Annotated in this window: 24 protein-coding genes; 3 read left to right on the forward strand and 21 right to left on the reverse strand. The window is 71.2% G+C overall.

Going from position 1 to position 22,291, the window contains the following annotated elements:
- Window positions 1-54: 54 nt before the first annotated feature.
- The 3 genes from AB0J76_RS45880 to AB0J76_RS45890 all read right to left on the reverse strand — a co-directional run bounded on the left by AB0J76_RS45880 (window position 55) and on the right by AB0J76_RS45890 (window position 2,718).
- Window positions 55-270, reverse strand: a complete 216-nt coding sequence (locus tag AB0J76_RS45880; RefSeq protein WP_125642298.1) for a helix-turn-helix domain-containing protein — start codon at window positions 268-270, stop codon at window positions 55-57.
- A gap of 113 nt (window positions 271-383) precedes the next feature.
- Window positions 384-1,982: an ABC-F family ATP-binding cassette domain-containing protein gene (locus tag AB0J76_RS45885; RefSeq protein WP_352325517.1), complete on the reverse strand. Its 1,599-nt coding sequence runs from the start codon at window positions 1,980-1,982 to the stop codon at window positions 384-386.
- Between the two features lie 157 nt (window positions 1,983-2,139).
- Window positions 2,140-2,718 (reverse strand): helix-turn-helix domain-containing protein, encoded by a 579-nt coding sequence (locus AB0J76_RS45890; protein ID WP_352325518.1) that lies wholly within the window; start codon window positions 2,716-2,718, stop codon window positions 2,140-2,142.
- Between the two features lie 86 nt (window positions 2,719-2,804).
- On the opposite strand from AB0J76_RS45890, the gene AB0J76_RS45895 reads away from it, so the two are divergent.
- Entirely contained in the window at window positions 2,805-3,629 is an 825-nt protein-coding gene (locus tag AB0J76_RS45895) for an NAD(P)H-binding protein (RefSeq protein WP_352325519.1), read from the forward strand.
- A 23-nt stretch (window positions 3,630-3,652) separates the two neighbouring features.
- On the opposite strand, the gene AB0J76_RS45900 is transcribed toward AB0J76_RS45895, so the two are convergent.
- Window positions 3,653-4,306, reverse strand: coding sequence for an acVLRF1 family peptidyl-tRNA hydrolase (locus AB0J76_RS45900; protein ID WP_352325521.1), 654 nt, complete (start codon window positions 4,304-4,306; stop codon window positions 3,653-3,655).
- 119 nt (window positions 4,307-4,425) lie between these two features.
- Here AB0J76_RS45900 and AB0J76_RS45905 point away from each other — a divergent pair, with 119 nt between their 5' ends.
- A complete protein-coding gene (locus tag AB0J76_RS45905; RefSeq protein ID WP_352325522.1) occupies window positions 4,426-5,451 on the forward strand; it encodes an EAL domain-containing protein in 1,026 nt (341 codons plus the stop codon).
- A 92-nt stretch (window positions 5,452-5,543) separates the two neighbouring features.
- On the opposite strand, the gene AB0J76_RS45910 is transcribed toward AB0J76_RS45905, so the two are convergent.
- From AB0J76_RS45910 to AB0J76_RS45935, 6 genes are all read right to left on the reverse strand, one after another.
- Window positions 5,544-6,149 (reverse strand): response regulator transcription factor, encoded by a 606-nt coding sequence (locus tag AB0J76_RS45910; protein ID WP_352325523.1) that lies wholly within the window; start codon window positions 6,147-6,149, stop codon window positions 5,544-5,546.
- Window positions 6,146-7,279: a sensor histidine kinase gene (locus tag AB0J76_RS45915; protein ID WP_352325524.1), complete on the reverse strand. Its 1,134-nt coding sequence runs from the start codon at window positions 7,277-7,279 to the stop codon at window positions 6,146-6,148. Before AB0J76_RS45915 ends, AB0J76_RS45910 begins: the two co-directional genes overlap by 4 nt.
- On the reverse strand, window positions 7,276-8,010 hold the full coding sequence (locus AB0J76_RS45920) for an ABC transporter permease (RefSeq protein WP_352325525.1): 735 nt from the start codon (window positions 8,008-8,010) through the stop codon (window positions 7,276-7,278). Before AB0J76_RS45920 ends, AB0J76_RS45915 begins: the two co-directional genes overlap by 4 nt.
- A complete protein-coding gene (locus AB0J76_RS45925; RefSeq protein WP_352325526.1) occupies window positions 8,010-8,894 on the reverse strand; it encodes an ABC transporter ATP-binding protein in 885 nt (294 codons plus the stop codon). The genes AB0J76_RS45920 and AB0J76_RS45925 overlap by 1 nt, the downstream gene beginning before the upstream one ends.
- A 70-nt stretch (window positions 8,895-8,964) precedes the next feature.
- Window positions 8,965-9,810 carry an ATP phosphoribosyltransferase gene (gene hisG / locus AB0J76_RS45930; RefSeq protein WP_352325534.1) on the reverse strand — a complete coding sequence of 282 codons (846 nt, stop codon included), beginning with the start codon at window positions 9,808-9,810 and terminating at the stop codon, window positions 8,965-8,967.
- Between the two features lie 59 nt (window positions 9,811-9,869).
- The gene (locus AB0J76_RS45935; RefSeq protein ID WP_189652386.1) at window positions 9,870-10,133 is read right to left on the reverse strand and encodes a phosphoribosyl-ATP diphosphatase; all 264 of its coding nucleotides are present in this window, start codon (window positions 10,131-10,133) and stop codon (window positions 9,870-9,872) included.
- A gap of 150 nt (window positions 10,134-10,283) precedes the next feature.
- Between AB0J76_RS45935 and AB0J76_RS45940 the strand changes: the two genes are divergently transcribed.
- Window positions 10,284-11,306: an aminotransferase class V-fold PLP-dependent enzyme gene (locus tag AB0J76_RS45940; RefSeq protein WP_352325527.1), complete on the forward strand. Its 1,023-nt coding sequence runs from the start codon at window positions 10,284-10,286 to the stop codon at window positions 11,304-11,306.
- A 75-nt stretch (window positions 11,307-11,381) separates the two neighbouring features.
- Here AB0J76_RS45940 and AB0J76_RS45945 read toward each other — a convergent pair whose 3' ends face one another.
- The 11 genes from AB0J76_RS45945 to AB0J76_RS45995 all read right to left on the reverse strand — a co-directional run bounded on the left by AB0J76_RS45945 (window position 11,382) and on the right by AB0J76_RS45995 (window position 22,102).
- On the reverse strand, window positions 11,382-13,298 hold the full coding sequence (locus tag AB0J76_RS45945) for a DEAD/DEAH box helicase (RefSeq protein ID WP_352325529.1): 1,917 nt from the start codon (window positions 13,296-13,298) through the stop codon (window positions 11,382-11,384).
- A 308-nt stretch (window positions 13,299-13,606) separates the two neighbouring features.
- Complete coding sequence (locus AB0J76_RS45950) at window positions 13,607-13,966, reverse strand: metal-sulfur cluster assembly factor (protein ID WP_352325530.1); 360 nt, start codon at window positions 13,964-13,966, stop codon at window positions 13,607-13,609.
- On the reverse strand, window positions 13,963-14,400 hold the full coding sequence (gene sufU, locus AB0J76_RS45955) for a Fe-S cluster assembly sulfur transfer protein SufU (RefSeq protein WP_352325531.1): 438 nt from the start codon (window positions 14,398-14,400) through the stop codon (window positions 13,963-13,965). The genes AB0J76_RS45950 and sufU overlap by 4 nt, the downstream gene beginning before the upstream one ends.
- A 2-nt stretch (window positions 14,401-14,402) precedes the next feature.
- Window positions 14,403-15,659 carry a cysteine desulfurase gene (locus AB0J76_RS45960; RefSeq protein WP_352325532.1) on the reverse strand — a complete coding sequence of 419 codons (1,257 nt, stop codon included), beginning with the start codon at window positions 15,657-15,659 and terminating at the stop codon, window positions 14,403-14,405.
- Window positions 15,656-16,402, reverse strand: coding sequence for a Fe-S cluster assembly ATPase SufC (gene sufC, locus AB0J76_RS45965; protein WP_352325533.1), 747 nt, complete (start codon window positions 16,400-16,402; stop codon window positions 15,656-15,658). Before sufC ends, AB0J76_RS45960 begins: the two co-directional genes overlap by 4 nt.
- Before the next feature lie 2 nt (window positions 16,403-16,404).
- Window positions 16,405-16,722 carry a non-heme iron oxygenase ferredoxin subunit gene (locus AB0J76_RS45970; protein ID WP_352325535.1) on the reverse strand — a complete coding sequence of 106 codons (318 nt, stop codon included), beginning with the start codon at window positions 16,720-16,722 and terminating at the stop codon, window positions 16,405-16,407.
- Window positions 16,719-17,840, reverse strand: a complete 1,122-nt coding sequence (sufD, locus tag AB0J76_RS45975; RefSeq protein ID WP_364393677.1) for a Fe-S cluster assembly protein SufD — start codon at window positions 17,838-17,840, stop codon at window positions 16,719-16,721. The genes AB0J76_RS45970 and sufD overlap by 4 nt, the downstream gene beginning before the upstream one ends.
- Window positions 17,840-19,252 (reverse strand): Fe-S cluster assembly protein SufB, encoded by a 1,413-nt coding sequence (gene sufB, locus AB0J76_RS45980; RefSeq protein WP_352328769.1) that lies wholly within the window; start codon window positions 19,250-19,252, stop codon window positions 17,840-17,842. The genes sufD and sufB overlap by 1 nt, the downstream gene beginning before the upstream one ends.
- The gene (locus AB0J76_RS45985; protein WP_352328768.1) at window positions 19,249-19,947 is read right to left on the reverse strand and encodes a metalloregulator ArsR/SmtB family transcription factor; all 699 of its coding nucleotides are present in this window, start codon (window positions 19,945-19,947) and stop codon (window positions 19,249-19,251) included. The genes sufB and AB0J76_RS45985 overlap by 4 nt, the downstream gene beginning before the upstream one ends.
- Before the next feature lie 91 nt (window positions 19,948-20,038).
- Complete coding sequence (locus AB0J76_RS45990; RefSeq protein WP_352328766.1) at window positions 20,039-21,274, reverse strand: multidrug effflux MFS transporter; 1,236 nt, start codon at window positions 21,272-21,274, stop codon at window positions 20,039-20,041.
- A 93-nt stretch (window positions 21,275-21,367) separates the two neighbouring features.
- Entirely contained in the window at window positions 21,368-22,102 is a 735-nt protein-coding gene (locus AB0J76_RS45995) for a VOC family protein (protein ID WP_352328764.1), read from the reverse strand.
- Window positions 22,103-22,291 lie beyond the last annotated feature (189 nt).

Here is a 22,291-nt window from a genome sequence, read left to right on the forward strand (position 1 = left end):
CGACAGCGACTGACTAGGGACGGGCGGCTGCGGTCGCACGTACCGAGGCAGCCGTCAGCGCTTGGACTTGCCTCGAGTCGCCCCGCCGCGCCCGCGCAGAGTCACACCGGACTCGCTAAGGATGCGGTGGATGAACCCGTAGGACCGACCGGTCGAAGCGGCCAGGGCGCGGATGCTCTCGCCCTGCGCGTAGCGCTTCTTGAGATCGCCGGCCAGTTTTTCCCGGTCGGCCCCGGTGACCCGGGTGCCCTTCTTCAGTGTCTCGGCCACGAGTACCTCCTGTAGTGCCGGACTTCCGCAGCGTTACTCCGCCATGATCAGTCATTTCAGCGGGATCGGCTACCTACTCCACGGGAAAAGATCCGTACCCACTCAAATTAAGATCAGGCAAGTGCCACAAGATCGGAAAATTCGTCGCTCCACGCGTCTTCAGTTCCGTCAGGCAGCAAGATCACCCTATCCGGTGACAGGGCGTCAACGGCACCCTCGTCATGGGTGACGAGGACGATTGCTCCTGAATACGACCTCAGAGCGTTGAGAACCTGCTCACGGCTGACCGGATCGAGGTTGTTCGTGGGCTCGTCGAGCAGCAGGACGTTGGCGCTCGACAACACCAGGATCGCCAGCGCGAGCCGGGTCTTCTCGCCGCCGGACAGGACACCGGCGGGCTTGTCGACGTCGTCGCCGGAGAACAGGAACGAGCCGAGGACCTTGCGCAGCTCGGTGTCGGTGAACTCGCCGCCCGCCGAGCGCATGTTCTCCAGCAGCGTGCGGGAGGGGTCGAGGGTCTCGTGCTCCTGGGCGTAGTAGCCGACCTTCAGGCCGTGGCCGGGCCGCAGCTCGCCGGTGTCGGGAGACTCGATGCCGCCGAGTATGCGCAGCAGGGTGGTCTTGCCGGCGCCGTTGAGGCCGAGGATGACGACCCTGTGACCTCGGTCGATGGCCACGTTGACGTCGGTGAACACCTCCAGGGAGCCGTAGGACTTCGACAGGCCCTCGGCCATGAGCGGCGTGCGGCCGCACGGCAGGGGCTCGGGGAAGCGCAGACGGGCGACCTTGTCGCTCTGGCGCTCCTCCTCGGTGCCGGCCAGCAGCCGGTGGGCGCGGCGCATCATGTCCTGGGCCGCCTTGGCCTTGGTGGCCTTGGCGCGCATCTTGTCGGCCTGGGCCAGCAGCGCGCCCGCCTGCTTCTCGGCGTTGGCGCGCTCGCGCTTCCTGCGCTTCTCGTCGGTCTCGCGCTGGGCCAGGTAGGCCGTCCAGCCGACGTTGTAGTGGTCGATCACCGAGCGGTTGGCGTCGAGGTGGAGGACCTTGTTGACCGTGGCTTCAAGAAGGCCGACGTCGTGACTGATGATCACCAAGCCACCTTGATGAGATCGCAAAAAATCACGAAGCCACCCGATTGAGTCCGCATCTAGGTGGTTTGTCGGCTCGTCGAGAAGGAGAGTTTCCGCTCCGCTGAAAAGAATTCGCGCCAATTCCACGCGGCGCCGCTGACCGCCGGAAAGCGTTTGCAACGTCTGCCCGAGTACCCGGTCGGGCAGGCCGAGGCTGGAGGCGATGGAGGCGGCCTCGGACTCGGCCGCGTAGCCGCCGAGCACGTGCATCTGGTCCTCGAGCCTGCCGTACTGCTTGACGGCCTTCTCGCGGGTGCGCTCGTCGGCGGAGGACATGCCGACCTCGGCCTCGCGCAGCTTGCGCAGGACCTCGTCGAGGCCGCGCGCGGACAGGATGCGGTCGCGGGCCAGCACCTGAAGGTCGCCCGTACGGGGGTCCTGGGGCAGGTAGCCGATGCTGCCGGAGGAGGTGACCGAGCCCGCGGCGGGCAGCGCCTCCCCCGCGAGCACCTTGGTCAGGGTGGTCTTGCCCGCGCCGTTGCGGCCGACCAGACCTATCTTGTCGCCGGGGTTGACCCGGAAGGAGGCGTTCTCGATGAGCAGGCGCGCGCCCGCGCGCAGCTCGATGTCACTGGCGATGATCATATTGGCGGACACTCCCGAGCTAGGAAACGAGGATTGGGCGTGCGACCGCCGGTCAATCGGGAGTATGCATACAGATCAGTGTAGGGCCCCCGTGCCAGGCGCTACCTCTGCTTATAGGGGCTCCAGGTGCCCTCCGATACGCGTGGGACGGGTGCCGTCAGGCGGGCAGCGAAGTGGCGGCGCCGGCGGCCATCCCGTCGAGCATGAGGTGCAGGTACTTCTCCGGACGCGCGGCCACGGGGGCGGGCAGCCCGTCGGGGTGGCAGGTGAAGACGTTGAGCAGGCTGACGACGTCCTCCCAGGTCACGTCGGGACGCATGCCGCCCTCGGCCTGGGCCCGGCGGACGAGCTCCTGGAGCAGCCCCAGCCAGCGCGCCTTGCTCTCGGCGAACTCCGCCGTGCCCGCGATGGCCTCCTGCGGCAGGTGGGCCAGCGCGGCGGCCAGCGCGACGCGGCCCGGGGCGGCGGCCCACAGCACGAACCCGCGCAGCGCGCCCCAGGCGTCCTCCTCGCGGTCGACGGCGCGCTCCAGGGCCTCGGCCAGCGACTGGACGTAATGCTCGCCCAGCGCGGCGATGAGGGCGCCGCGGTCGGGGAAGCGGCGGTAGAGGGTGCCGACGCCGACGCCGGCCTGCCGCGCGATGAGCTCCATGGGCGCGTTGACGCCGCGCTCGGCCATCACCCGGGCGGCCGCGTCGAGGATCTTGACCAGGTTCCTTCTGGCGTCCGCGCGCACGTCCCGACCTCCTAAGTGGACGAACTGTTTCCGCTTAGTGTACCGTCCAGGCAAGCGGACGAAGAGATTCCACTTAGGAGGACACCATGATCGTGATCACCGGCGCGACCGGTTCCATCGGCCGGGCCCTGGTCGCCCAGCTCGCCGGCCAGGACGTGCTCGCGGTCTCGCGTGCCCCCGCCGACCTGGGCGTACGGCACGCCGTCGGCGACTTCACCCGGCCGGAGACGATCGGCCGGCTGCTGTCCCCCGGCGACCGGCTGTTCCTCAACAGCTCGCTGTTCCCCGGGTTCGCCGAGCGGCTCAACGAGGTCATCGACCTGGCCGCCGAGGCGGGCGTGGCGCAGATCGTCGAGGTCTCCGTACGCGACGCCGCCCCCGGCGCCGCGCTCAGCGCCGGGCCCCACGGCGAGGTCGACGAGCACCTGCGGGCCTCCGGCGTGCCGCACGCCGTCCTGCAGCCGACCGGGTTCATGCAAAACCTGCTCGGCGAGGTGCGCGGCGACCGCTTTTACGGCTCCTGGGGCGCCGGCCCGATGAACTACATCGACGCCAGGGACATCGCCGCGGTGGCCGCCGCCCTGCTGACCCGGCCCGTGGGCGCATCGGGCTCGTACCTGCTGACCGGGCCCGAGTCGCCCACCCACGAGGAGATCGCGGCGACGCTGACCCGCGTGCTCGGGCGGCCGATCTCCTACGTGGACCTGCCGGTGCCCGAGATGGCCGCGCGGCTGGCCGGGCAGGGGATCCCGGAGCCGTTCGCCACCGAGCTGGCCACCACGCAGGCGACGCTGAGCCGGACCGGCTGGGCGGAGATCACCACCACCGTCGAGGAGGTCACCGGCCGCCCGCCCCGCACCCTGGCCGCCTTCGCCGCCGACCACGCCGACGCCTTCCTCCCGGCGTCCTGACCGCCTGATCGAACCCTCAGGGCTCAGGACGGGTCGACCACCCGGATCCGGACGGCCCGGAACCGGGCGGGCGCGTCGCGCAGGACCGCGAGCCTCGGGTCGGGCACCACCAGGAACGGCTCGCTCTCCAGCGCGAACACCGGCGCGAGCCGCCGGTCGCCGCGCAGCGCGTCGACCGCCCGCCGGTCGCCGCCGAGCACCACCGCCTCCAGCTCGCCGAGCCGCGGCACGAGCACCCGCACCGCCGTCTCCGCCGCGCTGTCGAACGCCTGGGCCGCCTGCTTCTGCCGCCTCCTGGCGAAGCGCTGCTGCGACCACCCGCCGGCCGCCGTACGGCCCTGCACCAGCCGGGAGCCGACCTTGGAGTCCAGCAGCTCGGCGCCGTGGAACACCCCGGCCGCGTAACCGCCGAGCCGGACCAGCAGCACGCCCACCCGCCGCGCGGCCTGCGCGTGCGCGACCAGCCCGGTCACGTGCGGCGGGCCCGGGGTCATGGGCGGGAACGGCACGTGCAGCTCGGCCAGCGCGCCGTCGGCGGCGGTCAGGCGGACCACGCGGTCGTCGCCGGCGGCCTCGAAGGGCCCGTGGCGGCCGGCGAACCCGTCGATCCAGGGGTGCACGCGCTCGGGCGGCACCGTGACCCAGCGGCCGCCGCCTCTGGCCGGACGCGCGCTCATGCGGGAAGGGTAACCGAACGACATTCCCTTCACGAGAAGGGGGGAACTATAGCGGAAATGTCGGTGAACTTCGTTTCGGAGGGCTTCTGCCGTAACCGTGCCGGTCGGATCATCTGAACGTGTCCTCCCTGCTCACCAGCCCTGTAGTGGATCTCGACAACGGGGCCGTCATCGCTCAGCCCGCCGTCGTCGACCCGGCGGGCGTCCTCCGGGCGGCTCCGCTGCCCATGGTGCTGCCACTGCCCCTGCACGTGGTGCTCTCGGGCGCCGGGGCGCTGGCGCCGCTCCACGAGGCCCTGCGGCGGGCGGGCAGGCATCCTCGTGAGGCCATCCTGATGCTCACCGGAACGTGCCAGGAGCAGGACCGCCGCCTGCTGAAGGTCGGCCTCGACGGGCTGCGCACGATCGGCTACCTGCTGGGCTTCGCCGACGTGGGCGCGGGCGGCCCGGCGCTGGACGTCGTCACCGACTCCGCGCCGTACCTGCTGGCGCTGGACGAAGAGCTGGTGACCAGGTTGCCCGGCGACCACCGGGCGGCGGCCGTGGCCCGCGCGGTGGTGACGCTGGCCCGCGGGATCGGCGCGCACGTGATGGCCCCGGGCGTCGAGCGCGAGGGGCAGGTGGCGGTGGCCCGCGGCCTGGGCGTGCGCCTGGCCCACGGCCCGCTGCTGGCGCCCGGCCCCGACGGCAAGATCCGGGTGCCGCTCCCGGTGGCCGACGAGTCGCCGGACACGCTGATGCTCGGCCCGCGGGTGCAGGAGCTGCTGCTCCCGGCGGTGACGCTGCCGGCCGGGGCCAAGGCGGAGGAGGTCGTGGCGGCGTTCGGGCACGAGCCCACCATCACCAGCGTGATCCTGGTGGACGAGTACCAGCGCCCCAAGGGCAGCCTCGACCGCAGCCGCTTCCTGCTGTCCTTCGCCGCCCGGTACGGGCACGCCCTGCACGGCGCCAAGCCCGCCCAGCGCCTGGCCGACCCGCCGCGCACGGTCCCGAGGACGACCCCCGCCATCGCCGCCATGCAGGCCGCCGGCCGGGACGCCGCCCGCATCTACGACGACCTGGTGGTCACCGACGAGCTCAACCGCTGCCTGGGCATCGTCCGGGTGTCGGACCTGATCCGCCAGATCGCCGCCATGCGGACCTGAGGTCCAGCCGCGCCCGGCCAGACCCGGCCCGGCCAGACGCGGCCCGGCCAGACGCGGCCCGGCCAGACGCGGCCCGGCCAGACGCGGCCCGGCTAGACCCAGCCCTGGGCCTTGGCCCGCCGCACGGCCTCGATGCGGTTGCGCGCGTGCGTCTTCTGGATGGCCGCGGACAGGTAGTTGCGCACCGTGCCCTCCGACAGGTGCAGGCGGCGGGCGATGTCCCCGATCGTGGAGCCGTCGGCGGCGGCGGCCAGCACGTCGCGCTCGCGCGCCGACAGCGGGTTCGGCCCCGCGCTCAGCGCCGCCGCGGCCAGCCCCGGGTCGATGACCCGCTCCCCCGCCTGCACCCGGCGGATGGCCGCCGCGAGGTCCTTGGCCGGGCTGTCCTTGACCAGGAACGCCACCGCCCCCGCCTCCATCGCGGTGCGCAGGTAGCCGGGCCGCCCGAACGTGGTCAGGATCATCACCCGGCAGCCCGGCACCCGGGCGGCGATCTCGGCGGCGGCGGTGAGGCCGTCCTTGCCGGGCATCTCGATGTCCAGCAGCGCGATGTCGGGGGTCGCGGCGACCGCGACGGCGACGGCCTCGTCCCCGTCGGCGGCCTCGCCGACCACCTCGATGTCGGGCTCAAGGCCGAGCAGCGAGGCCAGCGCGCCGCGGATCATGCCCTGGTCCTCGGCCAGCATCACCCGGATCACGCGGCCGTCCCCACCCTGATCGGCACGAGCACCCGCAGCCGGAACCCGCCCTTGGGCGCGCCGCCGGCCTCCATGGTGCCGCCCGCGCCCGTCACCCGTTCGCGCAGGCCGCTGAGCCCGCTGCCGGTGCCCTGCGGCTCGCCGCCGCGTCCGTCGTCCATGATCTCAAGGGTGGCGTGTTCGCCGTCGTACGTCACCTGGATCTCGCAACGGGCGGCCCGCGCGTGCCGTACGACGTTGGTGACGCCCTCGCGCACCGCCCAGCCGAACAACCCGTCGAGCAGGTCGGGCAGCGGCGTGCCCGACACCCGCACCTCGGCCCGCACGCCCGCCGCCCGCAGCACCGACCGGGCGCCGTCGATCTCCTCCGACAGGCTGCGCTGCCGGTAGCCGGTGACCGCCTCGCGCACCTCCACCAGCGCCTGCCTGGCCACGGACTCGATGTCGGCGATCTCCTGCCGCACCTGCGGCGACTCCTCGGCCAGCCGCCCGGCCAGCTCGCTCTTGAGCACGATCAGCGACAGGCTGTGGCCGAGCAGGTCGTGCAGGTCGCGGGCGATGCGCAGGCGCTCCTCCGTGGCCGCCAGCCTGGCCACCTCGTCCTGCGCCTGCTGCAGCTGCAGCGTCAGCATCCGGCTGTTGCGGATGCTGATGAACAGCACGCCCAGCGTGACGACCTGCAGCCCCAGCACGACGACGCCGGCGAACTCGTCGCCGGTCAGCACCCCGGCCGCCACCACCACCGCCAGGTTCACGCCCACCCCCGCCAGCGCCCAGGCGGGCGGGAGCGTGAACCCGTAGAGCACGACCGTGTAGACCGGCAGGGTGAGCCAGGCGCCGCCGAAGGCGAACGCGCTGACCACCGCGATCACCGCGGTCACCCCGAGCAGGGGGAAGGTGGCCCGTGAACGCTCGTGGAAGCTCTTGGCGCTGATCACCGTGCCGGCGAAGCAGCCGATGAACGCGACCAGCGCCACGGCCCCCCAGAACGCCCGGGCGCCGGTGACGCCGCCCGCGACGATCTCGGCGATCGGGAAGACGAGGTAGACCATGCCGACGGACATCCCGAGCAGCCGCCGCCTGGGCGACGGCCGCCCGTCACCGAAGTGCAGCTTGTCGGCGAAACTCATGCCCGAACAGTAGCCCGGCGGTAGAGGTAGGCGGCAGCCCCGCCCAGGACGACCGCCCATCCGCCGACCACCAGCACGTCGGTCATCGCGACGCCCTTCCCGGCGACGATGCTCCAGCCGAGGCTCGCGTAGTGGTAGGAGGGCATGATGTCGGCCACGGTCCGCATGGTGTCGCCGAACACCTCGGGCGGGAACCACAGGCCGCCCGCGATGGCCAGGACGAACATGCAGATCATCGCGGCCGGCTGCGCGGCGTCGGCCGTCAGCAGCGACCCGATCGCCAGGCCCAGCGCGATGAACGGGATCGTCCCCAGCCACATGGCCAGCAGCAGCGGCACCCACCGCCCGACCGGCATCGACACGCCCTGCTGGACGATCCCGACGACGGCCACCAGCAGCAGCGAGGGCAGCACGAGCAGCATGGCGGTGCCGAGCTTGGTGGCGATGATCATCCAGTTCGGCAGCGGGGTGATCTGGAGCTGGCGCAGCCAGCCGGACTGCCGCTCGGTCGCCCACGGCACCGCCGAGCTCATCATCGACGAGGCCAGCGCCCCGTAGGCGGCCATGGAGACCATCAGCACGACGCTGTAGCTCACCCCGGCGCCGTCGGTCTGCTTGCCGTAGATGTTGGCGTTGATCAGGTACAGCACGACCGGGAAGATGACCACGAAGATGATGTAGCGCCGGTTGCGCAGCATGCGCATCGCCTCGGTCTTGGCGTAGAACAGCATCAGGACTCCCTGGTGAGCGCGAGGAAGGCGTCTTCGAGGTCGGCGCCGGTGAGCTGGAGGCCGCGCACGTCGAGCTCGGTGCCCCGGAACAGGGCGGCCACGGTCGCGTCGGGGTCGGAGGTGTGCAGCGTGGCGGTGCCGGCGGCGACCTCGACGGCGGTGACGCCGGGCAGCCGGTCGAGCCCGGCCGCGGGCTGGTCGCCCAGCGTGAAGCGCACGACCTGCCCGCCCACGCCCGCCTTGATCTCGGCGGCGGTGCCGTCGGCGGCCAGCCGGCCGCGGGCGATGACGATCACCCGGTCGGAGTGCTCGTCGGCCTCCTCCAGGTAGTGGGTGGCGAACAGCACGGTCCTGCCGCCGGCGGCGTAGTCGTGCATGCTGGCCCAGAACCGCAGCCTGGACTCCACGTCCATGGCCGCGGTCGGCTCGTCGAGCAGCAGGATCTTCGGCGCGCCCGCGATGGCCAGGGCGAACCTGACGCGCTGCGTCTGGCCGCCGGACAGCTTGTTCGCGCGCCGCTTGACCAGGTCCGACAGGTCGGCCAGCTTGAGGATCTCGGCCAGCGGCAGCGGGTCGGGATAGAGCCTGCGGACGACCTCGATGAGCTCCTTGACCGACAGCTCGGGGATGAGGGCGCCGTTCTGGAGCATCGCGCCCAGCTCGCCGGAGCGCACCGCGTGGTCGGGCGTGCGGCCGTGGATGGTGATCGTGCCGCTGGTCGGACGCAGCAGGCCGAGCAGCATGTTGATCGAGGTGGACTTGCCCGCGCCGTTGGGGCCGAGCAGGGCCACGGTCTTGCCTGGCTCGATGGCGAGCGAGAGGTCGTCGACGGCAAGCACGTCCCCGTAGCGCTTGCTGACCTGGTCGAACACGATGGCGTTCATGTCAGCAAACGCTACGGGCGCGGCTTTTCCCCCGTTAGTGTGATCCTTCCGGGGTTGACGGTGACATTTGTCAGAGGCGGCAGGCGTAGATGTCGGTGACCAGGATGGCCCGCGCGCCGATGTCCCAGAGCTGGTCCATCACCTGCTGGTGGCCCTTGCGCCGGACCATGGCCCGGACGGCGACCCAGCCCTCGCGGTGGAGCGGCGAGACCGTGGGCCCCTCCATGCCGGGCGTGAGGGCGATGGCCTCCTCAATGCGCTCGGCACGGATGTCGTAGTCCATCATGACGAAGTCGCGGGCGTGCACGACGCCCTGCAGCCGGCGGACGAGCTGGCCCATGCCCGGCGTCTCCGGCGCGCTCTGCCGCTTGATCAGCACGCCCTCCGAGCGCATGATCGGCTCGCCGAACACCTCCAGGCCGACGTTGCGCAGCGTGGTTCCGGTCTCGACGACGTCGGCGACCGCGTCGGCCACGCCGAGCCGGATCGCGGTCTCGACGGCGCCGTCGAGCTTGATCACGCGGGCGTCGACGCCCTGGTCGGACAGGTACTTGTCGAGCAGCCCCGCGTAGGAGGTGGCGATGCGCTGCCCGTCGAGGTCTTTCACCGACGACATCGTGCCCGCCTTGGCGGCCAGCCGGAAGGTGGAGCCGCCGAAGCCGAGCGGCATGATCTCCTCGACCGGCGCGCCGGAGTCGATCAGCATGTCGCGGCCGGTGATGCCGAGGTCGAGGGTGCCCTCCCCGACGTAGACGGCGATGTCACGGGGACGCAGGAAGAACAGCTCGCAGCCGTTGTCCTCGTCGACGACGACGAGCTCCTTGCTGTCCCTGCGGGACCGGTAGCCGGCCTCCTTGAGCATGTTCTGGGCGGCTTCGCTGAGCGCGCCCTTGTTCGGTACGGCCAGACGCAGCATGTTCGGGTCTTCTTCCTCACTCATGGTCGACGGGGACGCCGGGGCGGGCGCGAGGCGCCCTAGAGATGCTTGTACACCTCGTCGAGCCCGATGCCCTTGGCGATCATGAGCACCTGCACGTGGTAGAGGAGCTGGGAGATCTCCTCCGCCGCCCTGTCGTTCGACTCGTGCTCGGCGGCCATCCAGCTCTCGGCGGCCTCCTCGACGACCTTCTTGCCGATGGCATGCACGCCGGCGTCGAGCGCGGCCACGGTGCCCGAGCCCGCGGGCCTGGTACGCGCCTTGTCTGACAGCTCGGCGAACAGCTCTTCGAAGGTCTTCATGGTCTCTCTCGTCGGTCGGTTTGCGTGCCTGACAAGCCTAGTCTGCGCGCGACGGTGACGCCGCCCGGAGTCCGCCACGCGAGACGGCCGCTTCCTGCCCGTCGCCCGGGCGCCGCTTGGTCTCCGCGGGGCCGTTCTAGGCTGGTGGTCATGGACATCGCGACCGTGGGCAAGCTCTGGGACGCCGATCCCGGCTGGCTCAACACCCCTTCGTACGGCCTTCCGCCCCGCCCGGCCTTCGAGGAGTTGCAGGCCGTGCTCACCGAGTGGCGGCACGGCCGCGGCGACTGGGCCCCCTGGGACGCCTCGGTCGGCCGGGCCCGCACGGCCTTCGCCCACCTGGTCGGCGCCGAGCCGGCCGACGTGACGGTCGGCTCGACGGTGTCGCAGATCATGTCCACGGTGGCCACCGCGCTGCCGCCGGGGGCGCGGGTGCTGGTGCCGGAGATCGAGTTCACCAGCAACCTGTTCCCGTGGGCGATGGCGGCCGAGGTCGAGACCGTGCCCGCCGATCGCCTGGCCGACGCCGTCACGGGCCGCACCGACGCCGTCGCCTTCAGCCTCGTGCAGTCGGCCACCGGCTACGTGACGCCGCTGCACGAGGTCGTCGCCGCCGCCCGCGCCCACGACGCGCTGGTCATCGCCGACGGCTCCCAGGCGTGCGGGTGGCTGCCGGTGTCGGTGGCCGACGGGATCGACGTGCTGGCGTGCGCGGCCTACAAGTGGCTCATGGCGCCGCGCGGGGCCGCGTTCGGGTACCTGTCGCCCCGGGTGCGCTCCCTGATGCGGCCGCTGGCGGCCAACTGGTACGCCGGCGAAGATCCGGGCGGCTCCTACTACGGGCCGCCGCTGCGGCTGGCCGCCGACGCCCGCGCCTTCGACCTGTCGCCGGCCTGGTTCTGCTACGTCGGCGCGGCGCCCGCGCTCGAACTGCTCAACGAGATCGGCGCCCAGCGCGTGCACGAGCACGACGTCGGGCTGGCCAACCGGTTCAGGGCCGGGCTGGGGCTGGAGGCGGCCGACTCGGCGATCGTGTCGGTGGAGGCGCCGGGCGAGCGGCTGGCGGCGGCCGGCATCCGCGCCGCGGTGCGCGCCGGCCGGGTCCGGGCAGGCTTCCACGTCTACAACACCGTCGACGACGTCGACCGCGCTCTCGACGTCCTGACCTCGTAGCAGGCCCGGGCACGACGAAGCCCGCCGCCCCTCCCCTGCGGGAGGCGCGACGGGCAGTCGGTCGTTCAGCCGGGGTCAGCGCTCGAAGCGGCGGCCGCCCCCGTTGTTGCGGCGGAACCCGCCGTTGCCGCGCTCCTCGGAACGGAAGCCGCCGCCGGAGCGGAAGCCGTCGCGGGGGGCGCGCTCGTCGGAGCGGGCGGGCCGGTCGCGGTCGCCCGAGAACGGGCGGCCACGGTCGGCGCCGAAGCGGCCGCGGTCGTCGGCGCGGAAACCGCCGCCGCCGCTGCGCTGGCCGTCACGGAACCCGGCGCCACGCGGCCCCTCGGAGCGGTAGCCGCGGTCGTCCTGACGGAACGGCCGGTCCTCGGACCGGAAGCCGCCACGGTCGTCCTGACGGGCGGGACGGTCGTCGGAACGGTAACCACCGCGGTCGTCCTGGCGGGGACGGTCGTCGGAGCGGAAACCGCCGCGCGGCCGGTCGCCACGCCGGCGGTCCTCGCCGAACGTGCGCGGCTCGCCGGAGCGCTGCCCGCCGCCGAACGGCCGCTCGCCCTCGGCGTGCCGGCGCGGACGACGGTCCTCGCCGGACTCCTCGTGGCGTCGCGGACGGCGGTCGTCGCCGCCGGCGAAGGCGCCGTCCTCGTGCCGGCGCGGACGGCGCTCGCCGTCGAACTCGCGGCGCGGACGACGCCCGCCCCGGCGCTCGGCGCCGCCGTGACCGCCCTCACGGCGCGGGCGCAGCGGCTTGCGGACGTCGGGCTCCCACACGGGGATGGCCTCGCCGGTCGGCGTCCTGGCCCCGGCCACCTCGGCCAGCCGGGGGTGCCCCGGGGTGGCCTTGAGCCGGAACGGGTGGATGCCGGCGCGCCTGGTCAGGGCGTCGGTCGAGCGGCGCTCGTTGGGCAGCACCAGGGTGACGACGGTGCCCTTCTCGCCCGCGCGGGCGGTACGGCCGCCGCGGTGCAGGTAGCTCTTGTGGTCCTGCGGCGGGTCGACGTGCAGCACCAGGCTGATGTTGTCGACGTGGATGCCGCGGGCCGCGACGTCGGTGCAGACCAGCACGTTGATCGAGCCCTCGCGGAACTCGGCCAGGATGCGGGTGCGCTGGTTCTGGCGCTTGCCGCCGTGCAGGCCGCCGGCCTTGATGCCGACCCGGGCGAGCTGCTTGCACAGCCGGTCGACGCCGTGCTGGGTGCGGACGAAGATGATCGTACGGCCCTCGCGGTTGGCGATCTCGGCCGTGACGTCGAACTTGTCGTCCCGCGTGACCTGCATCACGTGGTGCTCCATGGTGTCGACCGGCGAGGTCGCCGGAGCCACGGAGTGGGTGATCGGGTCCTTGAGGAAGCGGCGCACCAGCTTGTCGACGTCGCCGTCGAGGGTGGCCGAGAACAGCAGGCGCTGCCCGTCGGTCGGGGTCTGGGCCAGCAGCTCGGTGACGACGGGGAAGAAGCCTAGGTCGCACATGTGGTCGGCCTCGTCGAGGACGGAGACCTCGACCTGCGCCAGCGAGCACTCGCCCTGCCGGATCAGGTCGCCCAGGCGGCCCGGGGTGGCGATCACGATGTCGACGCCGCGGCGCAGGGCCTCGATCTGCTTGCCCATGGACATGCCGCCCACGACGACCTTCATCCGCAGCCCGAGGCCGCGGCCGAGCGGTTCGAGCGCGTCGTGCACCTGAAGGGCCAGCTCACGGGTGGGCACAAGGATCATCGCGCGCGGGTGGCCGGCGGCGGGCCGCACCCCCGCGATGCGAGCCATGGTCGGCAAACCGAAGGCCAGGGTCTTGCCCGAGCCGGTCTGGCCACGGCCCAGGACGTCATGGCCGGCGAGCACGTCGGGGATCGTCGCACTCTGGATGGGGAACGGGCTGTCGATGCCCTGCTTGGCCAGGCCGCTGATGAGCGGCTTGGGAAGGCCGAGCAGTTCGAACTCCGACGGGCCCGCCTCGGGGGCGGTCTCGTCGAACGCGGGCATGACAGCGTCAAGCATGGTCACGAAATTCGTGCCTTTCAGTCGAAGTGGCGCGTCACTTCTGCGAAAGGACGAGCCGGGACATACGGCCTGATGCCGTACAAGTTGCAGTACGCCCGCCATCGAGACGGGACTTCACAGGGGGGATACACCGGGGCACCGGCCGCAGGCGGCGCGATGACGCGAGATGAGGCGTCTGGTGTATACCTGGTGCCAACGCCGGGGATGTTATCGGATATTCCCTGACTGGGTACGGACCTTCCGAAACCCTTCATCGGCACACTGAAACGGCTGACGCCCAACGCCAGCCGTTACAGCTAGAAAGATCAGACGTTGAAGCCTAGCATACGGAGCTGCTCACGCCCCTCGTCGGTGATTTTGTCGGGGCCCCACGGCGGCAGCCAGACCCAGTTGATCTTCACGTCGGAGACCATGCCCTCCAGGGCGGAGTGGGCCTGGTCCTCGATGACGTCGGTCAGCGGGCAGGCCGCGCTGGTCAGCGTCATGTCGATGGTGGCCACCGGCTGACCGGCGTCGGACGGGTCGAGGTTGAGCCCGTAGATCAGCCCCAGGTCGACGACGTTGATGCCGAGCTCGGGGTCGACGACGTCCTTGAGCGCCTCCATGACCTCCTCGACGGTGGTGTCACCGTCGAAGCCGGTCGGAGTCTCCACAGGCTTGCTCATTGGGCACTCCTCACCACAGCGTCCTTGTAGGCCATCCACGACAGCAGCGCGCACTTGACGCGTGCCGGGAACTTGGCCACGCCCGCGAACGCCACCGCGTCCCCGAGCACTTCCTCGTCGGCCTCGACCTGCCCCCGGCCCTGCATGAGCCGGGTGAACTCGTCGACCACCGACAGCGACTCCTCGACCGTCGAGCCGGTGGCCAGCTCGTGCAGCACGGAGGCGGCCGCCTGGCTGATCGAGCAGCCCTGGCCGTCGTAGGAGACGTCTTCGATCTTACCGGCGTCGCCCACCCTGACCCGCAGCGTGATCTCGTCGCCGCACGTCGGGTTCACGTGGTGAACCTCGGCGTCGTACGGCTCGCGCAGCCCCCGCCCCTGCGGGTGCTTGTAGTGTTCCAGGATCAGCTCCTGGTACATCGACTCGCCGATCATGGCTATGCGAACACCTTCTGAACGTGATGGAGGCCGCGGACCAGGGCGTCGATCTCGCCCGTGGTGTTGTACAGGTAGAACGACGCCCGCGTGGTCGCCGGTATTCCGAACCGCAGGTGCAGCGGGCGCGCGCAGTGGTGCCCGACGCGGACGGCGACCCCGAACTGGTCGTCCAGGATCTGCCCCACATCGTGGGGGTGTATGCCTTCCAGCGTGAACGACAGCGTGCTGCCGCGCTCGTCGAGGGAGTCGGGCCCGATCAGCCGCAGCGACGGCACCTCGCGCAGGGCGTCGAGGGCGTAGGCCGTCAGCGAGCGCTCGTGCGCCTCGATGGCGTCCATGCCGACCGCGGTGAGGTAGTCGACCGCCGCGCCCAGGCCGATGGCCTCGACGATGGGCGGCGTGCCGGCCTCGAACTTGTGCGGGATCGGCGCGTACGTCGAGCGGTCCATCCAGACCGCCTCGATCATCTCGCCGCCGCCCAGGAACGGCGGCATGGCCTCCAGCAGCTCGGTACGGCCCCACAGCACGCCGATGCCCGAGGGACCGACCATCTTGTGGCCGGTGAAGGCCACGAAGTCGGCGCCCAGCGCGGCCATGTCCACCGGGTGGTGCGGCACGGACTGGGAGGCGTCGAGCATGATCAGCGCGCCGACCTCGTGCGCCCGCGCGGCCACGGCGGTGACCGGGTTGACCGTGCCGAGCACGTTCGACTGGTGGGCGATCGAGACGATCTTCGTCCGCTCGGTGACGACGGCCGGGTCGAAGTCGAGCCGCCCGTCGTCGGTGACGCCGAACCACTTCAGCGTCGCGCCGGTGCGCTGCGCGAGCATCTGCCACGGCACGATGTTGGAGTGGTGCTCCATCTCGGAGATGACGATCTCGTCGCCGGGGCCGAGGGTGAAGCGGGGGTCGGTGCTGGCGGGGTTGCCGAAGGAGTAGGCCACGAGGTTGAGGGCCTCGGAGGCGTTCTTGGTGAAGATCACCTCATCGCGCGAGCCCGCCCCGACGAACGCCGCCACCTTGTCGCGCGCGCCCTCGTACGCCTCGGTCGACTCCGAGCCGAGCACGTGCATGGCCCGCCCGACGTTGCTGTAGTGCAGCGCCAGGTGGTCGCGCATGGTGTCGATGACCTGGTTGGGCTTCTGCGAGGAGTTGCCCGAGTCGAGGTAGACGAGCGGGCGCCCGTCGGGCAGCTCGCGGGAGAAGACCGGGAAATCCTTCCTGATCTTCTCCACGTCCAAGCTGGTGGAAGTCATGCAGATGCCTTCGTGTACTGCTCGTAGCCCTCGGCCTCGAGCTTGTCGGCCAGCTCCGGCCCGCCCTCCTCGACGATCCGGCCGCCGGCGAAGACGTGCACGAAGTCGGGCTTCACGTAGCGCAGGATGCGGGTGTAGTGGGTGATCAGCAGCACGCCGGTCTCACCCGTGGAGCGGAAGCGGTTGATGCCCTCGGAGACCACCCGCAGCGCGTCGACGTCGAGGCCGGAGTCGGTCTCGTCGAGCACGGCGATCTTCGGCTTGAGCAGCTCCAGCTGGAGGATCTCGTGGCGCTTCTTCTCGCCGCCGGAGAAGCCCTCGTTGAGGTTGCGCTGGGCGAAGGCGGCGTCGATGGACAGCGCGTCCATGCCGGCCTTGAGGTCCTTGGCGAACTCGCGCAGCTTGGGCGCCTCGCCGCGGACCGAGGTGACGGCCGAGCGCAGGAAGTTCGACACCGACACGCCGGGGACCTCGACCGGGTACTGCATGGCGAGGAACAGGCCGGCGCGGGCGCGCTCGTCGACCGACAGCTCCAGCAGGTCGACGCCGTCGAGCAGCACCTGGCCGCCGGTGATCGTGTACTTGGGGTGACCGGCGATCGCGTAGGCGAGGGTGGACTTGCCCGAGCCGTTGGGGCCCATGATGGCGTGCGTCTCGCCGGACTTCACCGTCAGGTTGACGCCGCGCAGGATTTCCTTGTCCTCGACGGCGACCTTGAGGTCACGGATCTCTAGGGTGGACACGTTTATGACTCCTTCGAGAGCGAGACGAGGACGTCGTCGCCGTCGATCTTGACTGTGTAGACGTTCACGGGCTTGGTGGCGGGCGGGCCGGTGGGCTTGCCGGAGCGCACGTCGAAGCACGAGCCGTGCAGCCAGCACTCCAGCGTGCCGTCGTAGACCTCGCCCTCGCTGAGCTTCACCTCGGCGTGCGAGCAGACGTCGTGCAGGGCGAAGACGTCGGCGCCCTTGCGCACCAGCGCCACCGGGGTCTCCCCGACCTCGACGCCGATGACGCCGCCGTCGGGGATGTCGGCGACCTGGCAGACCTTCTCGAAACTCATCGCGCGAGCTCCGCCTCCACCGCGGCCAGCACGCGGTCGCGGATCTCCTCGATCTGGATCTTCTCGATGAGCTGGCCGAGGAAGCCCCTGATGACCAGGCGGCGGGCCTCGTCGTAGGGGATGCCGCGGGCCTGGAGGTAGAAGATGTGCTCGTCGTCGAGGCGGCCCGAGGCCGAGGCGTGCCCGGCTCCGGCGACCTCGCCGGTGAGGATCTCCAGGTTGGGGACCGAGTCGGCGCGGGCGCCGTCGGTGAGGATGAGGTTGCGGTTGAGCTCGTAGGTGTCGGTGCCCTCGGCCTCGACCCTGATGATCACGTCGCCGATCCAGACGGCGTGCGCGTCCTGCCCCTGCAGCGCGCCGCGGTAGTCGACGTTGCTCTTGCAGTTGGGCTGGGAGTGGTCGACCAGGAGGCGGTGCTCCAGGTGCTGGCCGGCGTCGACGAAGTAGACGCCGGACATGTCGGCGTCGCCGCCGGGCGCGGTGTAGGCCACGCCGGGCGAGAGCCGGACCAGGTCGCCGCCGAGGGTCACCACGAAGCTGCGGAAGGTCGCGTCCTTGGCGAGCTGGGCGTGGTGGTGGGAGACGTGCACGGCGTCGTCGTCCCAGTCCTGGAGGCTGACGACCTTGAGGTTGGCGCCGTCGCCGACGACGAACTCGATGTTGTCGGCGTAGACGGCGCTGCCCTTGTGGTCGAGCACGACCACGGCCTCGGCCAGCGGCTCCACCTTGACCACGATGTGGCCGTAGGCGGCGCCGTCGCCCTCACCGGTCAGGGTGAGCACGGTCGGCTTCGAGGTGACGGCCTCGCGCGGCACCGTGATCACGGTCGCCTTCTCGAAGCTGTTCCACGCCTGCGCGCTGACCCGGTCGGTGGGCGTGAACGCCTTGCCGACGCGGGCGTCGTCGCGCCCGACCGTCTCGACGACGACCTCGGGCGCGGCCTCGACGTCGAGGCGCACGTGGCCCACGGGGTCGGCCTTGCCGTTGTGCAGGCCCTTCAGGCGGGACAGCGGCGTGAAGCGCCACGACTCCTCGCGCCCGGTCGGGACCTCGAAGTCGTCCAGGTCGTAGGACGCCTTCTCGTGCAGGGTCGACAGGGGCTTCTCGTTCAGGCCCATCAGCCGACGGCTCCTTCCATCTGCAGCTCGATCAGCCGGTTGAGCTCGAGCGCGTATTCCATGGGCAGCTCGCGGGCGATCGGCTCGACGAAGCCGCGCACGATCATCGCCATGGCCTCGTCCTCGCCGAGCCCGCGGCTCATGAGGTAGAAGAGCTGGTCCTCGCTGACCTTGGAGACCGTGGCCTCGTGGCCCATCGAGACGTCGTCCTCACGCACGTCGACGTACGGGTAGGTGTCGGAGCGGCTGATCTGGTCGACCAGGAGCGCGTCGCACTTGACGGTGCTGGCGCTGCCGTGGGCGCCCTCCTCGATCTGCACGAGACCGCGGTAGGAGGTGCGGCCGCCGCCGCGCGCCACCGACTTGGAGATGACGCTGGAGCTGGTGTTGGGCGCCAGGTGCACCATCTTGGAACCGGCGTCCTGGTGCTGGCCCTCGCCGGCGAAGGCGACGCTCAGCGTCTCGCCCTTGGCGTGCTCGCCCATCAGGTAGACGGCCGGGTACTTCATCGTGACCTTGGAGCCGATGTTGCCGTCGATCCACTCCATGGTCGCGCCCTCGTAGGCGACGGCGCGCTTGGTGACCAGGTTGTAGACGTTGTTCGACCAGTTCTGGATGGTCGTGTAACGGCAGCGGGCGTTCTTCTTCACGATGATCTCGACGACCGCGCTGTGCAGCGAGTCGGAGGAGTAGATCGGCGCGGTGCAGCCCTCGACGTAGTGGACGTAGGAGTTCTCGTCCACGACGATCAGGGTGCGCTCGAACTGGCCCATGTTCTCGGTGTTGATCCGGAAGTAGGCCTGCAGCGGGATCTCGACCTCGACGTTCGGCGGCACGTAGATGAACGAGCCACCGGACCACACGGCGGTGTTGAGCGCGGCGAACTTGTTGTCGCCGACCGGGATCACCGAGCCGAAGTACTCCTTGAAGAGCTCCTCGTGCTCCTTCAGGCCCGTGTCGGTGTCGACGAAGATGACGCCCTTCTCCTCAAGGTCCTCACGGATCTTGTGGTAGACGACCTCCGACTCGTACTGGGCCGCGACGCCGGCGATGAGGCGCTGCTTCTCCGCCTCGGGGATGCCGAGCTTGTCGTAGGTGTTCTTGATGTCGGCGGGCAGCTCGTCCCAGGAAGCGGCCTGCTTCTCGGTCGAGCGCACGAAGTACTTGATGTTGTCAAAGTCGATGCCGGTGAGGTCGGAGCCCCAGGTGGGCAGCGGCTTCTTGTCGAACAGGCGGAGGCCCTTCAGGCGAAGGTCGAGCATCCACTCCGGCTCGTTCTTGAGCGCGGAGATGTTGCGGACGACCTCCTCGGACAGGCCACGCTTGGCCGCCGCGCCCGCGGCATCCGGGTCGGCCCAGCCGAACTTGTAATTCCCGAGGCCTTCCAGCTCCGGGCGGTCGGTGACAGTCACCTTCCGGTCTCCTTGCTCTTGTCTCTGTGTGCGGATTCAGCCAGCGACTTGGGGCTCACGTGGGTCGTGCAGACCCCGTCGCCGTGCGCGATCGTGGCCAGGCGCTGCACCGGGGTGCCGAGCAGTTGCGCGAACGCCTCCGTCTCGGCCTCGCAGAGCTGCGGGAACTCCGCGGCCGCGTGAGCCACCGGGCAGTGGTGCTGGCAGAGCTGGTCGCCGCCCGACTTGGCCTTGCTGGCCGAGGCGGCGTACCCCTCTGCCGACAGCGCCTGCGCCAGCACCTGTACGCGCTGGTCCGCCGGCACCGTCCGCATGACCGGCTCCAGCCGCGTCAGCAGGCTCGACACCTGCGAGCGGGCGAAGTCGGTCACGGCTTCTCGCCCCATGCGCTCGGCCAGGAAGCGGAGTGCGCTCCCGGCGAGGTCGTCATAGGCGTGCTCGAAAGCACTGCGCCCCGCGTCGGTGATGGCGAACAGCTTGGCGGGCCGTCCGCGCCCGCGCTGACCGCGCGGCCTGACCGTGCGAGGCTCTATCATTCCCTCGGCCAGCAACGCGTCGAGGTGCCTGCGCACCGCGGCGGGCGTCAGCCCCAGCCGCTCGCCGAGCGAGGCGGCCGTCACGGGACCATGCTCAAGGATCAGCCTGGCGACGCGCGCGCGGGTGCTGCGCTCGCTACCGGGCTCGATCGTGGGCATGTTTTTCACAACATCAGTGTGCCGTAATTCCTTCCCGCTGCACAAACGAATCGGAGCAGGCCACCAATGGAATTGCTCACGCAGGTAAGGCTTACCTAACCTTTCGGCGTCCCAGGATCGCGAACGCGAGCGTGGAGCAGACGATGAGGCCGAGCATCACGCAGGCCATCGGCACGGCCGTGCCCTCGCCGGCCAGGCCGACCAGCGGGGCCGCCACGGCGCCCAGCGCGAACTGCAGCACGCCGAGCAGCGCCGAGGCGCTGCCGGCGATCTGGGCGGGCTGCCCGGCCAGCGCCAGCGCGCCGGTGCCGGGCAGGACGAGCCCCTGACCCAGCATGATCACGAACAGGCCCGCCACGATGCCGGCCAGGCCGAGCCCGGTGAGCGCGGCGGTCAGCAGCAGCCCGGCGCCCACCAGGCCGGTGACCAGGCCCGCGACGACCAGGCGGGCGGGCTCCACGCGGCCCGACAGGCGGCCGCCGAGCTGGGCCATCGCGGTCAGGCCGAGCGCGTTGAGCCCGAAGATGAGCGAGTACTGCTGCGGGGTGGCGCCGTACACCTGCTGGAGCACGAACGGCGAGCCGGAGATGTAGCCGAACATCGCCGCGAAGGCCAGCCCCGCGGTGAGGGCGCAGCCCATGAACGAGCGGTCGCGCAGGAGCTGCCAGAAGGTGCGCACGGTGTGCCCCAGGCCGCCGCTCTCGCGCCGGTCGGCGGGCAGCGTCTCGCGCACCCCCGGCAGCACGGCCAGCAGCAGCACGAGCCCGGCGACGCTGAGCGCCACGAACACGCCGCGCCAGGAGGTGAAGGCGAGCAACTGGGCCCCGGCGATGGGGGCGAGGATCGGCGCCAGGCCGCTGACCAGCATCAGCGTGGCGAAGATGCGGGCGATGGCGGCGCCGTCGTACAGGTCGCGGACGACCGCGCGCACGATGACCAGCGCCGCCCCGCCCAGGACGCCCTGCAGCAGCCGCAGGACGATCAGCACGGGCACCGACGGCGCGAACGCGCACAGCAGCGAGGCCACCATGAACCCCGACACGCCCACGATCAGCGGGACGCGCCGCCCGCGCACGTCGCTAACCGGGCCGGCGACGACCTGGCCGACGGAGACGCCGATCAGACAGGCGGTGAGGGTGAGCTGGACCTGCGCGGGAGCGCTGAGCATCTCCTCGGTGATGGCGGGCAGGGCGGGCAGGTACATGTCGATGGACAGCGGGCCGATCGCCGACAGCGCGCCCAGGATGACCAGCAGCAGCCCCCGCCTCCCGCCCTTGGTCTCGCCCTTGCTCCCAATGGCGGCGGACGCGGCTTCTGCCACGGACATGCGTGAACCCCTTCCCCTCGCAGGCCGATGACCCACGAGGGCCGAGGGATCAAACCGGGATTCGGTCCTCCTAATTCCCGGTTATCAGATATTTCATGATGTTTCGTTGAGCTGGATGACCCCGAACGCCGCGCCCTGCGGATCGATGAGCTGCGTGAACCGGCCGGGCGGCGCCTCGGTCACGCCGGTGAGCACGTCGGCGCCCGCGTCGGCGGCGGCGTGCAGGGCCGCGTCGAGGTCGGCGACCGCGAAATAGGTCAGCCAGAACGACGGCAGCTCCGCCGGGGCCTCGTCGGGCATCGGGATCATCCCCGCGACGGCCGCCTCCCCCGTCACCCACTCGGTGTACGCCATGCCGCCCAGGTCGGACGTGCGGGACGTCCAGCCGAAGACCGCCGAGTAGAAGCGCTCGGCGGCCGGCGCGTCCCGCGTGCACAGCTCGTTCCAGCAGAACGCGCCGGGCTCGTCGACCAGCTCCGCCCCCGCGTGGGCGGCCGCCTGCCAGGCGCCGGCGGACGAGCCGTCGGGGGCCCGCAGGACGACCATGGTGCCCTCGTCAAAGACCGCCATGGGCTCCGCCACGACGGTGCCGCCGGCGTCCCTGACCCGGCCGGCCAGCGCGGCGGCGTCGTCGGTGGCGACGTAGGTGTTCCAGAGCGAGGTGCCGCCGCCGTCGCGGAGGGGGCCGATCCCGGCGACCTTGCTGCCCTCGTGGACGAACATCCCGTAGCCGCCGGCCGCCGGGTCGTCGACCATGTCGGCCCGCCAGCCGAACAGGTCCCCGTAGAACCGGACCGAGCCGGGGACGTCGGTGCTGGCCAGGTCCACCCAGCACGGAACTCCTGGGTCGTATGCACTGCGTCGCGACATGTGGAGCTCATCGCCGTCCTTCCCCCGGTTCTCACGCCTTTCCGGGGAACGGTCCGGTCAAGGGCCGTCCATTTCCGGGCAGGGCCGTCCGACGGGCGTTCGCCGGGCGCGTACCTGGGGGCCGGACCGCCCGGCGCAGTCCCTAAA

Origin of the sequence: Nonomuraea sp. NPDC049624 (assembly GCF_040675255.1) — a bacterium.
In the GTDB taxonomy this organism is placed as follows: domain Bacteria; phylum Actinomycetota; class Actinomycetes; order Streptosporangiales; family Streptosporangiaceae; genus Nonomuraea.

Bases quoted from the DNA above. Each gene is read 5' to 3' on its own strand.
- AB0J76_RS45885 (WP_352325517.1), bottom strand. From the start codon at position 1,982: ATGATCATCGCCAGTGACATCGAGCTGCGCGCGGGCGCGCGCCTGCTC.
- AB0J76_RS45895 (WP_352325519.1), top strand. From the start codon at position 2,805: ATGATCGTGATCACCGGCGCGACCGGTTCCATCGGCCGGGCCCTGGTC.
- AB0J76_RS45900 (WP_352325521.1), bottom strand. From the start codon at position 4,306: ATGAGCGCGCGTCCGGCCAGAGGCGGCGGCCGCTGGGTCACGGTGCCG.
- AB0J76_RS45915 (WP_352325524.1), bottom strand. From the start codon at position 7,279: ATGAGTTTCGCCGACAAGCTGCACTTCGGTGACGGGCGGCCGTCGCCC.
- AB0J76_RS45920 (WP_352325525.1), bottom strand. From the start codon at position 8,010: ATGCTGTTCTACGCCAAGACCGAGGCGATGCGCATGCTGCGCAACCGG.
- AB0J76_RS45925 (WP_352325526.1), bottom strand. From the start codon at position 8,894: ATGAACGCCATCGTGTTCGACCAGGTCAGCAAGCGCTACGGGGACGTG.
- hisG (WP_352325534.1), bottom strand. From the start codon at position 9,810: ATGCTGCGTCTGGCCGTACCGAACAAGGGCGCGCTCAGCGAAGCCGCC.
- AB0J76_RS45935 (WP_189652386.1), bottom strand. From the start codon at position 10,133: ATGAAGACCTTCGAAGAGCTGTTCGCCGAGCTGTCAGACAAGGCGCGT.
- AB0J76_RS45940 (WP_352325527.1), top strand. From the start codon at position 10,284: ATGGACATCGCGACCGTGGGCAAGCTCTGGGACGCCGATCCCGGCTGG.
- AB0J76_RS45945 (WP_352325529.1), bottom strand. From the start codon at position 13,298: ATGCTTGACGCTGTCATGCCCGCGTTCGACGAGACCGCCCCCGAGGCG.
- AB0J76_RS45950 (WP_352325530.1), bottom strand. From the start codon at position 13,966: ATGAGCAAGCCTGTGGAGACTCCGACCGGCTTCGACGGTGACACCACC.
- sufU (WP_352325531.1), bottom strand. From the start codon at position 14,400: ATGATCGGCGAGTCGATGTACCAGGAGCTGATCCTGGAACACTACAAG.
- AB0J76_RS45960 (WP_352325532.1), bottom strand. From the start codon at position 15,659: ATGACTTCCACCAGCTTGGACGTGGAGAAGATCAGGAAGGATTTCCCG.
- AB0J76_RS45970 (WP_352325535.1), bottom strand. From the start codon at position 16,722: ATGAGTTTCGAGAAGGTCTGCCAGGTCGCCGACATCCCCGACGGCGGC.
- sufD (WP_364393677.1), bottom strand. From the start codon at position 17,840: ATGGGCCTGAACGAGAAGCCCCTGTCGACCCTGCACGAGAAGGCGTCC.
- AB0J76_RS45985 (WP_352328768.1), bottom strand. From the start codon at position 19,947: ATGCCCACGATCGAGCCCGGTAGCGAGCGCAGCACCCGCGCGCGCGTC.
- AB0J76_RS45990 (WP_352328766.1), bottom strand. From the start codon at position 21,274: ATGTCCGTGGCAGAAGCCGCGTCCGCCGCCATTGGGAGCAAGGGCGAG.